General features: G+C 57.8%; 14 protein-coding genes. 6 read left to right on the top strand and 8 right to left on the bottom strand.

Going from position 1 to position 13,419, the window contains the following annotated elements:
* Window positions 1–102: 102 nt before the first annotated feature.
* On the bottom strand, window positions 103–1,431 hold the full coding sequence (mepM, locus tag HB631_RS25265) for a murein DD-endopeptidase MepM (RefSeq protein WP_213993944.1): 1,329 nt from the start codon (window positions 1,429–1,431) through the stop codon (window positions 103–105).
* Window positions 1,432–1,443: 12 nt separating this feature from the next.
* A complete protein-coding gene (gene znuA, locus HB631_RS25260; protein ID WP_213993943.1) occupies window positions 1,444–2,388 on the bottom strand; it encodes a zinc ABC transporter substrate-binding protein ZnuA in 945 nt (314 codons plus the stop codon).
* Window positions 2,389–2,462: 74 nt separating this feature from the next.
* On the opposite strand from znuA, the gene znuC reads away from it, so the two are divergent.
* Together znuC and znuB are read left to right on the top strand one after the other, a co-directional pair.
* Window positions 2,463–3,221 carry a zinc ABC transporter ATP-binding protein ZnuC gene (gene znuC / locus HB631_RS25255; protein ID WP_213993942.1) on the top strand — a complete coding sequence of 253 codons (759 nt, stop codon included), beginning with the start codon at window positions 2,463–2,465 and terminating at the stop codon, window positions 3,219–3,221.
* On the top strand, window positions 3,215–4,000 hold the full coding sequence (gene znuB / locus HB631_RS25250) for a zinc ABC transporter permease subunit ZnuB (RefSeq protein ID WP_213993941.1): 786 nt from the start codon (window positions 3,215–3,217) through the stop codon (window positions 3,998–4,000). Before znuC ends, znuB begins: the two co-directional genes overlap by 7 nt.
* Before the next feature lie 125 nt (window positions 4,001–4,125).
* On the opposite strand, the gene ruvB is transcribed toward znuB, so the two are convergent.
* The 6 genes from ruvB to aspS all read right to left on the bottom strand — a co-directional run bounded on the left by ruvB (window position 4,126) and on the right by aspS (window position 9,679).
* A complete protein-coding gene (gene ruvB / locus HB631_RS25245; protein WP_213993940.1) occupies window positions 4,126–5,133 on the bottom strand; it encodes a Holliday junction branch migration DNA helicase RuvB in 1,008 nt (335 codons plus the stop codon).
* A gap of 8 nt (window positions 5,134–5,141) precedes the next feature.
* Entirely contained in the window at window positions 5,142–5,759 is a 618-nt protein-coding gene (gene ruvA, locus HB631_RS25240) for a Holliday junction branch migration protein RuvA (protein WP_213993939.1), read from the bottom strand.
* A gap of 350 nt (window positions 5,760–6,109) precedes the next feature.
* Entirely contained in the window at window positions 6,110–6,631 is a 522-nt protein-coding gene (gene ruvC / locus HB631_RS25235; protein WP_213993938.1) for a crossover junction endodeoxyribonuclease RuvC, read from the bottom strand.
* A gap of 46 nt (window positions 6,632–6,677) precedes the next feature.
* On the bottom strand, window positions 6,678–7,421 hold the full coding sequence (locus tag HB631_RS25230) for a YebC/PmpR family DNA-binding transcriptional regulator (protein WP_213993937.1): 744 nt from the start codon (window positions 7,419–7,421) through the stop codon (window positions 6,678–6,680).
* A 23-nt stretch (window positions 7,422–7,444) separates the two neighbouring features.
* On the bottom strand, window positions 7,445–7,888 hold the full coding sequence (nudB, locus tag HB631_RS25225) for a dihydroneopterin triphosphate diphosphatase (protein WP_213993936.1): 444 nt from the start codon (window positions 7,886–7,888) through the stop codon (window positions 7,445–7,447).
* Entirely contained in the window at window positions 7,889–9,679 is a 1,791-nt protein-coding gene (aspS, locus tag HB631_RS25220) for an aspartate--tRNA ligase (RefSeq protein ID WP_213993935.1), read from the bottom strand.
* Between the two features lie 509 nt (window positions 9,680–10,188).
* Between aspS and HB631_RS25215 the strand changes: the two genes are divergently transcribed.
* The 4 genes from HB631_RS25215 to cmoB all read left to right on the top strand — a co-directional run bounded on the left by HB631_RS25215 (window position 10,189) and on the right by cmoB (window position 13,418).
* Window positions 10,189–10,758, top strand: a complete 570-nt coding sequence (locus tag HB631_RS25215; protein ID WP_213993934.1) for a hydrolase — start codon at window positions 10,189–10,191, stop codon at window positions 10,756–10,758.
* A 42-nt stretch (window positions 10,759–10,800) separates the two neighbouring features.
* Window positions 10,801–11,616 carry a DUF72 domain-containing protein gene (locus HB631_RS25210; protein WP_213993974.1) on the top strand — a complete coding sequence of 272 codons (816 nt, stop codon included), beginning with the start codon at window positions 10,801–10,803 and terminating at the stop codon, window positions 11,614–11,616.
* 78 nt (window positions 11,617–11,694) lie between these two features.
* A complete protein-coding gene (gene cmoA / locus HB631_RS25205; RefSeq protein WP_213993933.1) occupies window positions 11,695–12,450 on the top strand; it encodes a carboxy-S-adenosyl-L-methionine synthase CmoA in 756 nt (251 codons plus the stop codon).
* A complete protein-coding gene (cmoB, locus tag HB631_RS25200) occupies window positions 12,447–13,418 on the top strand; it encodes a tRNA 5-methoxyuridine(34)/uridine 5-oxyacetic acid(34) synthase CmoB (RefSeq protein ID WP_213993932.1) in 972 nt (323 codons plus the stop codon). The genes cmoA and cmoB overlap by 4 nt, the downstream gene beginning before the upstream one ends.
* Window position 13,419 lies beyond the last annotated feature (1 nt).

Below are 13,419 nucleotides of genomic sequence, written 5' to 3'. Positions count from 1 at the left end.
GTCGATTGCCAGAGGGTTCCAGCCCCTTCTACCTTTTACGCCGCTTGGTTGATAAACATCTTATGGCAACCAATGGTTTGTCGGTCGCCATAAGATACCATATCAATTGAGTTGCAGCTGCGGCATTGCTTCTCTGACCTGCGCCAGATAATCAAGCCGGTCCTGGCCGGCCAATCCCTCGGTAAGCGGCAGTTTTGCCGTCAGCGGATTCACCGCCTGCTGATTTATCCAGATTTCATAGTGCAGATGCGGTCCGGTGGAACGCCCGGTATTGCCGGACAATGCGATGCGATCGCCGCGCTTTACCTGCTGGCCCGGTTTTACCAGCAGCTTTTTCAAGTGCATATAGCGGGTCATGTATTGCCGCCCATGGCGAATGGCCACATAATTACCCGCGCCGCTGCCGTTTTTACTCACCACCACTTCGCCGTCCCCCACCGCCAATACCGGCGTACCCACCGGCATGGCGAAATCCACGCCGCGATGGGGGGCGATATGACCGGTAACCGGGTTCAGGCGACGGGGATTAAAATTGGACGATACCCGGAATTGCTTGAAGGTGGGGAAACGCATAAAACCCCGTGCCAGGGCGGCGCCGTCACTATTGTAAAATTTTCCGTCGCTGGCGCGAAACGCGTAAAAATCCTTATCGCCGGTGCGCAGTCGCACCCCAACCAATTCGCTCTGTTCGCTGCGACCGTCAAGCATTTCCCGGGATGCCAGCACGGCAAATCGGTCTCCCTGGCGTAATTTGCGGAAATCCAGCTGCCACTGCAGCGCTTTTATGACCGAATTGATTTCCGGGCCGGACAAGCCGGCGGCGCGCGCGCTGGTGACGAAACTGCCGTCAACCGTACCGGTCAGGGTGGTATTGCTCCACTCGCCGGCCTGATTGGCCACGCTCTCTTTAAAACTGCCGTTAAGGCGATCGTAGGTATGGGATTCCCGACGCGACATCTCCCAGGTCAGGCGTTGCAGATCGCCGTCATTATCCAGTGTCCAGGAGATTTTCTGGCCGATTTTCAGGTTGCGCAGTTGCGGAAATTGCTGGGCCAGCAGCGAGACGTCCGACATATCGATGCCGTATTGCGTCAGGATGCTGCCCAAGGTATCGCCGGCTGAGACGACATATTCATGCACCCCGGTTTCCCCCGCGACCTTTTCGTCGAGATCGTCCTCGGGGGGAACCTCGTCGTCATTATCGGCGGCAGATTGATCGATGGGTTCGCTGGCTTCAGGCGCCAGGTCATGGGCGGGCTGTGTTGCCACCGGTACGGTGCGAGTGACGGAGGGCCCCATAACGGGAGAGTAGACATAAGGCCGCCATACGGCCACGGCGAGAGTTACCACGGTTAATGACCCCAGCATCACGCGATGGGGCCTGGGCAGATTATTATACGCCAGGGTGAGAGAACGAACGAACTGCTGCACCGATTCCTATCCTCATGATTTTTTATTCAGGCAGCTCATGTACTGATTCGTCAATTGAAACAAGAAATGGCTATAGCTGTCCTTGCCCAAAGCGATACCGCTGCCCAAAGGATCCAGCGTGCCCATGCGCACGTCCGTTCCGCGGGCCACAGCACTGATGACGGCCGGCCTGAATTGTGGCTCAGCAAAAATGCATAGGGCTTTATGCTCAACCAACTGAGTTCGAATGTTGTGTAATGCCTGAGCGCCGGGCTGTATCTCGGGATTGATGGTGAAATACCCTAACGGCGATAAACCGTAGTGTTTTTCAAAATAACCATAGGCATCGTGAAACACGAAATACCCCCTACCGCTCACAGGCGAAAGCATTATAGCGATTATTTTGTCATTTTTTGTCAAGGATGTGGTGAAAAATAGCAGGTTTTCGTCTAATTGCGCTTTCTTATCCGGCCTGAGCTGCAACAACCGATCGTGGATGGCAATGGCGGTTTGAGTGGCGATTTCCGGCGATAGCCAGATGTGCATGTTATATTCGCCATGATGGTGATCCGCATCATTCGATCGGGCATGGGAAGCGGGGGCATCGTCATCGTGGTCGCCGCCCTTCATCAACAGCGGCATAATGGCGGGAGTGGCGGACAATGTCAGCGCCTTGGCCGCGGGCAACGCCGCCACCGGCCTGGCCATGAACGCTTCAAGTTCCGGCCCTACCCACACCACCAGGTCGGCACCGCGTATACGGCCGATATCGGAAGGTCGCAGGGCATAGTCGTGGGGCGATGCGCCGTTCGGCAAAAGCACGTCGGTGTCCATAACGCCTTCACCGATAGCCGAGGCGATGAACCCCAACGGCCGGATGGAGGTCACCATATTCGCCCAGGCTTGGCCGCCGGTGACGGACAGGATGACAATGCCGGCCAGCCACAGACGGAACCCTTTTTTACGACATGGATACATAGCGATAATTCTCTTCGGCAACACTTGGGCGTGTGATATTATAACATCCTAGCCGTTTCGCAACCGTAATCATCATGTCTACTCTGGTCACTCTCAAACATATTTCCGTCAGTTTCGGCGCCAGGCGAGTCCTCAGCGATATCTCCTTTTCCCTGCGCGCCGGGCAGATCCTGACGCTGGTGGGTCCCAACGGCGCCGGCAAATCCACGCTGGTGCGGGTGGTGCTCGGCCTGATACCCGCCGACCAGGGCACGCTGCTGCGGGATGACAGACTGCGTATCGGTTATGTCCCGCAAAAAATCTATCTGGACACTACCCTGCCCCTGACGGTGGAGCGTTTTATGCGCCTGCGGCCGGGGGTGAAAAAACAGGACCTGCCCGAGGTGCTGGCGCGGGTGCACGCGGGCCATCTGCTGGCGCAACCGATGCAGAAACTGTCCGGCGGCGAGATGCAGCGGGTGCTGTTGGCCCGCGCCCTGCTTAACCGACCGCAGTTGCTGGTGCTGGATGAACCGACCCAGGGCGTTGATATCGCCGGTCAGGTGGCGCTCTATGATCTCATCCATCAAATTCGCCATACCCTGGGCTGTGGGGTCCTGATGGTTTCCCATGACCTGCATTTGGTTATGGCCAAAACCGATGAAGTGTTGTGTCTTAACCAGCATATTTGCTGCTCGGGCACGCCGGAAATCGTTTCCGCCCATCCCGAATTTATCGCGATGTTCGGCTATCAGGGCGCGGAGCAGCTGGCGGTCTACCGCCATCACCACAACCATGGTCACGATCTGCAAGGACAGGTGGTGGCGGAGCAGGAGAGCTGCCGGATATGCTAGCGCTGTTATTGCCGGGCTGGCTGGCCGGCGTGCTGCTGGCCATGGCGGCGGGTCCGTTGGGGTCGTTCGTGGTCTGGCGCAAGATGTCCTATTTCGGCGATACCCTGGCCCATGCATCGTTGTTGGGGGTGGCTTTCGGATTGTTGCTGAATATCAATCCGTTTTACGCGGTGATCGGGGTGACGCTGGCATTGGCGTTGGGCCTGGTGTGGCTGGAACGCTTCCCGCAGCTGGCCATTGACACCGTGCTGGGGATAATGGCGCACAGCGCGCTCTCACTGGGGCTGGTGGTGGTCAGTCTGATGTCCAATGTGCGGGTGGACTTGATGGCCTATCTGTTCGGCGATTTGCTGTCGGTGACACTCGACGATATCGTGCTGATTGCCTGCGGTGAGGCGGTGGTGCTCGGATTGCTGGCCTGGCAGTGGCGGGCGCTGCTGTCGGTCACCATCAGCCCGGAGCTGGCCCATGTGGACGGCATCCGCCTGCCCCGGGTCAAGCTGCTGCTGATGCTGCTGACCGCGCTCACCATCGGGCTGGCGATGAAGTTTGTCGGCGCCCTTATCATCACATCGTTGCTGATCATTCCGGCCGCCGCCGCCCGCCGGTTTTCCCGCACCCCCGAACAGATGGCGTTATTGGCCGTAGCCGCCGGCATGATTGCCGTCACCGGCGGACTGACCTTCTCCGCCTTTTACGACACCCCCGCCGGTCCGTCGGTGGTGCTTTGCGCCTCGGTGCTGTTTTTGCTCAGTTTGTTCAGCCGCCAGCGGGCCTGAATCCCGTCGGAGTGGAGACATATAGCCTTGAGAAGCGGCTTCCAGGCTGAAAGACCCTCAAGGTGAGCCCCGCCGTTCCAGCGCGCGTTTTGCAGCGCGATGGCAATGAAACCGGCGACCGGCCTTTACAGCTCGTCGCGCACGATGCCGAAATGCTTATAGGCATGGGCGGTGGCGATACGCCCCCGCGAGGTGCGCTGGATAAACCCCTGCTGGATGAGAAACGGTTCCAGCACATCTTCAATGGTTTCCTTCTCTTCGCCGATGGCCGCCGCCAGGTTATCCAGTCCCACCGGGCCGCCGACGAATTTATCGATTATGGCCAGCAGCAGCTTCCGGTCCATAAAGTCGAACCCTTCAGTATCCACGTTCAGCATATCCAGGGCATTCACCGCCACATCATCGGTAATGATGCCCTGGGCGCGCACTTCTGCAAAATCCCGCACCCGCCGCAGCAGCCGATTGGCGATACGAGGCGTACCCCGCGCCCGTTTGGCGATTTCATGGGCGCCGGATTCGGTGATGCTTAATTCAAGGCAATCTGCGCTGCGTTTCACGATATGCTGCAGATCGGCGACCTGATAGAACTCCAGGCGCTGCACGATACCGAAACGATCGCGCAGGGGCGAGGTCAGGGAACCGGCCCGGGTGGTGGCGCCCACCAGGGTAAACGGCGGCAGCTCAATCTTAATCGACCGGGCCGCCGGGCCGTCGCCAATCATGATATCCAGCTGATAATCTTCCATCGCCGGATACAGAATTTCCTCCACCACCGGGGAGAGGCGATGGATTTCATCGATAAACAGCACATCGTGAGGTTCAAGATTGGTGAGCATGGCCGCCAGATCGCCCGGTTTTTCCAGGATCGGTCCGGAAGTGGTGCGTAGATTCACACCCATTTCATTGGCGACGATATTGGCCAGGGTGGTTTTACCCAGCCCGGGGGGGCCGAATATCAGCAGATGGTCCAATGCATCGCCGCGCAGCTTCGCCGCCTGGATAAAAATCTCCATTTGCTCGCGCACGTGCGGCTGCCCGATGTAATCGTCGAGGGTTTTCGGGCGAATGGCCCTATCCACCACCTCGTCAGGGATCACCACGGAAGGGGACATTAAACGATCTGCTTCAATCATCCTTTACCTCACAGCGCGGCACGCAAGGCGTCGCGGATCAACGATTCACAGTCGGCATCCGGCCGCGCCACTTTGCTCACCATCCGGCTGGCCTCCTGAGGTTTATAACCTAATGACACCAAGGCGGCAACCGCTTCGGATTCAGGATCGTCCGCCGACTCGGCGGCAGCGGGCGTGCTGAGAGGAATATCGCCGCCGCCGAGGGCGAATAATTCGCCGTTCATGCCTTTAAAGCGGTCTTTCATTTCCACCACCAGCCGCTCGGCGGTTTTGGTGCCGACGCCGGGAAGTTTGATCAAGGCGCTGATTTCCTGGCGCTCCACCGTATTGACAAACTGTTGAGCCGACATGCCGGAGAGAATAGCCAGCGCCAGCTTCGGACCGACGCCGTTGACTTTAATCAGTTCGCGAAATAAGGCGCGCTCCTGCCGGTTGGTGAAACCAAACAGCAGCTGCGCGTCCTCCCGCACCACAAAGTGGGTATACACCACCGCTTCCTTTCCGGTTTCCGGCAGGACGTAAAAGCAGGTCATGGGCATTTGCACTTCGTAGCCCACTCCCTGAACCTCAAGCAATACCTGCGGGGGCTGCTTTTCCAGAATGATGCCTCTCAGGCGTCCAATCACGTTGACCTTCCTTTAGTTTGTCGTTTTGTCAGCGACCGATGGGTAACACTTATAACATAATAAAGGCTGGATGAATATCCAGCCTCATACTGCTGACAAACGTGTTCGGAGTTAATAAGGAGGGACAGGCTGCTAGAAGAGTAAACCGTCCGCGCCAGGGATGGCGCGGATCGAGCCCCCAGGGAAGGGTTCACGGCGTGTTTACGATCTAGCAGCCTGTCTCGACCGGGCACTTTGTCAATAAACTCAGGCTGTTTGAATATACAGCCTTATAGCATGGTAGGCCCGCTGCGCGCCGGATTTAAATCGTGCCCGGCCGGCATGGCCCGCCTCCGGGCTGGCGACAGCCCTCAGCTTAACCGACCGCGGGCCAGATTCAACCGGCTGTTGCCCGCCCGTATGGCGTTCTGGCTGACATGGCAATGGGTAATGGCGATGGCCAGCGCGTCGGCGGCATCCGCCTGCGGGCTGGCGGGCAGCTTGAGCAATACCCGCACCATATGCTGCACCTGGCTTTTATCCGCCGAGCCATTGCCCACCACGGTCTGTTTAACCTGGCGGGCGGCGTATTCGAACACCGGCAGCGACTGGTTCATGGCCGCCACGATGGCCACCCCGCGCGCCTGGCCGAGTTTTAGCGCCGAATCGGCATTTTTCGCCATGAATACCTGCTCTATGGCGAAAAAATCCGGTTGAAACTGCGTGATGATCTCACTGACTCCGGCATAAATCAGCTGCAGCCGGGTGGGCAAATCATCCACCTTGGTGCGGATACAGCCGCTGCCAAGATAGGTAAGCACCCGCCCCTGCTGACGAATGATACCGTAACCGGTAATACGCGAACCGGGGTCGATACCGAGAATAATTGTCATCGTCCGGTACCGGCCGCCGGTTTCGGCGGCCATGGCCGCATGCCGGTCACAGGGTCGCCGCCACCTCGTCGGAAATTTCGCCGTTGTGATAGACTTCCTGCACATCGTCCGAATCTTCCAGCAAATCTATCAGTCGCAGCAGCTTGGGCGCGGTCTCCTCGTCCAAATCCGCCTTGGTGGACGGAATCAGCGCCACCTCGGATTCCTCGGCGCGCAAACCGGCCGCTTCCAACGCATCTTTCACCGAACCGAAGGTCTCCGGCGTGGTGTACACGTCAATGGCGCCGTCGTCATAGGTGACCACGTCGTCCGCCCCGGCTTCCAGCGCCGCATCCATCACCCGATCTTCGTCCATGCCCGGCGCAAAGGAGATAACGCCTTTTTTGGTGAACAGATAAGAAACCGAGCCGTCGGTACCGAGGTTGCCGCCGGTTTTGGTAAAGGCGTGACGCACCTCGGAAACGGTACGGTTGCGATTGTCGCTCAGACACTCCACCATTACCGCCGTCCCACCGGGGCCATAGCCTTCATAAACGATGGTTTCCATCGGGGTATCATCTTCGCCGCCCACGCCCCGGGCAATGGCTCGGGTCAGGGTGTCGCGCGTCATGTTATTGGCCAGGGCCTTATCCACCGCGGCGCGCAGTCGGGGATTGGATCCCACGTCGCCGCCGCCAAGCCGTGCGGCGGTCACCAATTCACGGATGATTTTGGTGAAAACCTTGCCGCGTTTACTGTCTTGGGCCGCTTTGCGATGCTTGGTATTGGCCCACTTGCTATGACCTGACATAACTCTCTCCGAAATAAGCCTTTTCAGGCCGGATAAATAACAAATTCTTCAATCGCCTGCCGATTACTCCAGGATTTGGTCAGTAAAGCAGCCTGCGCGGCATTGAGCCATTGAAAAGCAAGATGCTCGCTTATCTCCGGCTTACGCTCAGAGGGTAGCGTCAAACTGAACCAATATTCTGTATTACGCGTCACTCCCGGCGCATATCGGTGGCGCAAATGACTGAAAATTTCAAACTCGACGCAACGCTCACAATCCAGCAGTTGCAGACACTCGGCATCAATATTGATGCCGGTTTCCTCGCAGACTTCCCGTTTTGCCGCCTCAGCGGGAGTTTCATCCCCTTCCAAGCTGCCGGTGACCGACTGCCAGAACTCGGGGTCGTCCCGGCGCTGCATCATCAATACCCGGCCGCTATCCCGGGCGTAAATCACAATCAACACCGAAACCGGACGCTTCCAGGTCATTTATTGCCGTCCGCGTTCCGCCGCTTCCTTGCCTTTGCCGATAAAGGCGATAGACAATTCCGCCAGCGCGTCGGGATTACCGAAACTCGGCGCATCGGTCATGGGATCGGCCGCGGCGGTGGTTTTGGGGAATGCGATGACGTCGCGGATATTGTCGGTGCCGGTCAGCAGCATCACCAGGCGATCCAGGCCGAAAGCCAGTCCCGCATGAGGCGGGGTACCGTATTTCAGCGCATCCAGCAGGAAGCCGAACTTGTCCCGCTGCTGCTGTTCGTCGATGCCCAGGATGCCGAACACCGTTTGCTGCATTTCGCTGCGATGGATACGCACCGACCCCCCCCCTACTTCATAGCCGTTTAATACCATATCGTATGCATTGGCCACCACCGACAGCGGATCGGCCGCCAGCGCCTGCGGGTCGATATCCAGCGGCGCGGTAAAGGGGTGATGCATGGCGGCCAGTCCGCCTTCGTCGTCCTGTTCGAACATCGGGAAATCAATGACCCACAGCGGCGCCCAACGCTGTTCGTCGGTGATATGCAGGTCGCGACCCAGTTTCAGGCGCAGCGCCCCCAATGCATCGGTGGTTATCTTGGCGCGATCGGCGCCGAAAAAAATCATGTCGCCGTCCTGGGCTTCGACGCGCGTTAAAATCGACTCCAGCACGCCGGCGTCGAGGAATTTGGCGAGGGGACTTTGCACCCCTTCCAGACCCGCCGAGCGCGTATTAACCTTAATATAGGCCAGACCTTTGGCGCCGTAAATTTCGATAAACTTGGCGTACTCGTCAATATTTTTGCGGCTTAACTTCGCGCCGCCGGGTACGCGGATCGCCGCCACCCGCCCTTTATCGTCATTGGCCGGACCCGAGAAAACCTTGAATTCAAGATTTTTCACCAGATCGCCGACATCGACGATTTCCATCGGGTTGCGCAAATCGGGTTTGTCTGAACCGAAGCGGCGCATGGCTTCGGCGTAGGTCATTACCGGGAACGCACCCAGGTCAACGCCTTTGATTTCCTGCCAGAGTTCGCGGATTAACCGTTCCATGACTTCCCGCACCTGGGGCGCGGTCATAAAGGAGGTTTCCACGTCAATCTGGGTGAATTCGGGCTGTCGGTCGGCTCGCAGGTCTTCGTCGCGGAAGCATTTGACGATTTGGTAATACCTGTCGAAGCCGGACATCATCAGCAGCTGCTTGAAGAGCTGCGGAGACTGCGGCAATGCGTAGAATTTGCCTTTATGAACCCGGCTGGGCACCAGATAATCGCGCGCGCCTTCAGGCGTCGCTTTAGTCAGCATCGGCGTTTCAATATCCAGAAATCCCTCGCCGTCCATAAACCGGCGCACAAAGGCGCAGATGCGGGCGCGGGCTTTCAAACGCGCCGCCATTTCCGGACGGCGCAAATCCAGGTAACGGTATTTCAGCCGCTGCTCTTCGGTATTGTTTTGATTGGAATCCAGCGGCAGCGGCTCGGAACGGTTAAAGACGGTCAGCGACGTTGCCAGCACTTCTACTTCGCCGGTGGCCATTTCGCTGTTGATTTGACTGTCGGGCCGCGCCCTTACCGTACCGGTAAGCTGAATACAAAATTCGTTGCGCAGTTCCGCCGCGCGGGCGAACGCATCCTGTCGATCGGGATCGAAGAAAACCTGCACCAATCCTTCACGATCACGCATGTCGATAAAAATCAGCCCGCCGAGGTCCCGGCGACGGTTGACCCAACCGCACAAGGTTACTTCCCGGCCAACATGGGACAGATTGAGCTGTCCGCAATATACAGTACGCATCACATATCCTTAAAATTAAGCCAATGCCGTCCTGCCATCTTAAGCGGGTAAAGGCCGTTATACCTGCATCTTTCAAGCTGCGGCTGTGTCGGCTGCAACTTGAAAGCTATTGGGTATATTCATTAATTGGGTCTGACGGCTGTGCCTTGGCATTGTGCCGGCAATAGAAAGGCGGCCATTATAAAGTAATTTCATTCATAGGATAAGCCCGAAGGCCATCCCCCCGCATGGTCAGGACAAATAATTAATCATTAAATACCTATCATACTTCAAGTTACAGGTACGTTGGCCTTCCTCACTCACCCCAGTCACTTACTTGAGTAAGCTCCTGGGGATTCGCTGCGTTGCCGCCTTCCTGCAACTCGAATTATTTAAGGTATATATTTATTAACAAAATTTTTCCCTCGAGGGCTATTCCCATACCCTTCGACTAACATACCCTTTCCCGGTCACAAGCTGAATAGACCGACACCCCTTGGTACGGTTTTGTTAATTACAGGAGAGGTATTATGCTGGAACTCGATCCCAAAGGTAGCGCACTGGTATTGATTGATTTACAACAGGGTATACTGCCCTTTGCCGGTGGTCCGCATAGCGCCCAGCAGGTGGTGACCAAAGCCGGGCAGTTGGCCCAGCGCTTCCGTGAGATCGGCGCGCCGGTGTTTCTGGTGCGGGTGGGCTGGTCGCCGGATTTCGCCGAAGCCTTGAAACAACCGGTGGACGCCGTTATGGGCGGCAACGGATTACCGGAAAACTGGTGGGAATTTCCCGATGAGCTGAAGGTGCGGGATAGCGATATCCGCATCATTAAACGTCAGTGGGGCGCGTTTTACGGCACCGAACTGGAGATGCAGCTGCGTCGCCGCGACGTCGACACCATTGTACTGGCGGGCATTTCCACCAATATCGGCGTGGAATCCACCGCGCGCAACGCCTGGGAAATGGGTTTTAAGCTGGTTTTGGTGGAAGACGTGTGCAGCGCTCAAAACAAGGAGCAGCATGATAATAGCTTCGCGAACATTTTCCCGCGCATCGGCCGGGTACGCCGCAGCGACGAGGTGCTTGCCGCCCTGGCGTAGGTTATGCCTCGCGGGATATGGCCGGCCCGGGGCCAGGCCATGATGTATGTCGGCTTGCCGCAATGGCAGCACAGCGGCTGGGGCAAATTAGGCATGCGCACCCTGGCGGATTACGCGCGTTATTTCAACTGCGTGGAAGGGAATACCACGCTTTATGCCCTGCCGGCCCTTAATCGGGTCTATGACTGGCGCGACATGACGCCGGAAGGTTTCCGGTTTTGCTTTAAATTCCCGGCCGCCATCAGCCATCAGGGCGGGCTGCACGATTTTCAGCAACCCCTGGCGCAGTTTTACCAGACGCTGGAACCTCTGGCGGATCGTATCGGCCAGTACTGGCTGCAACTGCCTGCGGCCTTCGGGCCGCAGGATCTTCCCGCCCTGTGGACCTTTCTCGAGGCACTCTCTCCGTCATTCAGTTATGGCGTGGAAGTGCGCCATGAGCGGTTTTTCGCCAAAGGCGAGGATGAGCTGGCGTTAAACCGCGGCCTGCGGGAGCGGGGGATAAACCGGGTGATTCTCGACAGCCGTCCGGTTCACCTTGCCCGCACCCTCAGTCCGGCCCTGCTGGCGGCGCAACGGCAAAAACCCAAGGTGCCGGTGCATGCGCTGCTTACCGCCGACCGGCCGCTGATTCGTTATATCGGCGGCGACGACATTGATGACAGCCTGCGGCTGTTTCAGCCCTGGCTGGATAAGCTGCCGGAATGGCAACGGCATCAGACGCCCTATCTGTTCATCCATACGCCGGATATTGCCCAGGCCCCGCGCCTGGCCCAGCGGCTGTGGCCGCGGCTTGAAGCAAAGATACCCGCCATCGGTTCGTTCCCGGGCTGGCCGCAGCAAGACTCGTTATTTTAACCGATGCATACCGCCGCATGCTTTGTATCCGGGATCTGATAGAATATTGCCTTTCCATAAATAACCCCCGATATTGCCATGACTAATCCAGATAAGCTTTTCTCGACGCCCATCGCCAAACTGGGCGACTGGACGTTCGATGAACGTGTTGCCGAAGTCTTTCCCGACATGATCCAGCGTTCGGTGCCCGGCTACGCCAGCATCATTTCCATGATAGGCATGCTGGCGGAACGCTTCGCCCGCCCCGGCTCCCGGATTTATGATCTCGGTTGCTCCCTCGGCGCCGCGACCCTGGCCATGCGGCGCACCGTGACCGCCGAGGATTGCCGGATTATCGCGGTGGATAATTCCGCCCCGATGGTGGATCGCTGCCGGCGGCATATCGAGTCCTTTCGCGCCGCAATCCCGGTTGACGTCGTGCAGGCCGATATTCGCGATGTACCCATCGCCAACGCCTCGCTGGTGGTGCTGAACTTCACTCTGCAGTTTCTCGAACCGGAAGATCGCCAGCAGATGCTTAATCGCGTTTTCGCCGGGCTCAATCCCGGCGGTGCCGTGGTATTGTCTGAAAAATTGAGTTTCCAGGACGTGCAAATCGGCGAACTGCTGTTCAATATGCATCATGACTTCAAACGCGCCAACGGCTACAGCGAACTCGAGATCAGCCAGAAGCGCAGCATGTTGGAAAACGTCATGTTGACCGATTCGGTGGAGACCCACAAAGCCCGCCTGCGGCAGGCCGGTTTCGGCCATGCGGAAATATGGTTTCAGTGTTTCAATTTCGGTTCACTCATCGCTATCAAACCTGCAGTCAAGCCGGAGAGCGTCGGATGACCGATTTTGGTGATTTTTATCAGCTGATCGCCAAAGGCCCCCTCAGTCACTGGCTCAATACCCTGCCCGCTCAGTTAAGCGCCTGGCAGCAGGAGTCTCTGCACGGCAAATTCAGGCAATGGTTTAACGCCGTGGATCGATTACCGCTGATGACGCCGGCACGGCTTGATTTGCTGCACGGGGTCATCACACAGGGGGAGACGCCGCTCACCGTCGGCCAAAAAGAGGGGATTGAAGCCTTGCTGCGGCAATTGATGCCCTGGCGCAAAGGCCCCTTTTCCCTCTACGATATTGAAATAGATACCGAATGGCGTTCGGACTGGAAATGGGAACGGGTCTTGCCCCATATCGGTCCTCTGGCCGGACGGCTTGTCCTTGATGTGGGCTGTGGCAGCGGTTATCACCTGTGGCGCATGGTGGGCGCCGGCGCCCGGCTGGCGGTGGGCATCGATCCGATGCAGCTGTTTTTATGCCAGTTCGAGGCGGTGCGTAAACTGCTCGGCGGCGATTTGCGGGCGCATCTGCTGCCGTTGGGCATCGAGCAATTACCTGAGCTGGGGGCGTTCGATACGGTGTTTTCCATGGGCGTGCTTTATCATCGCCGCTCGCCGCTAGATCACCTGTTGCAGTTGCGTAACCAATTGGCGAACGACGGAGAGCTGGTGCTGGAAACCCTGGTGATTGAAGGGGATGACCGCCAGGTACTGGTGCCTGGGGAACGTTACGCCCGGATGCGCAACGTGTATTTCCTCCCCTCGGTGAACGCGTTGACGGCCTGGCTGGAAAAATGCGGCTTCGGCCAAATCCGGCTGGTGGATATGACGGTCACCTCCACCGAGGAACAACGCCGCACCGCCTGGATGACCAGCGAATCGCTGGAGGATTTTCTTCACCCGGACGACCCGCGTAAAACGGTAGAGGGGTATCCCGCGCCGCTGCGGGCGATAGTGGTTGCGCGCAAATCCTGAT

This window comes from Sodalis sp. dw_96 (genome assembly GCF_018449575.1).
Lineage (GTDB): Bacteria > Pseudomonadota > Gammaproteobacteria > Enterobacterales > Enterobacteriaceae > Acerihabitans.
This window is presented reverse-complemented; position numbering and strand designations above follow the sequence as displayed.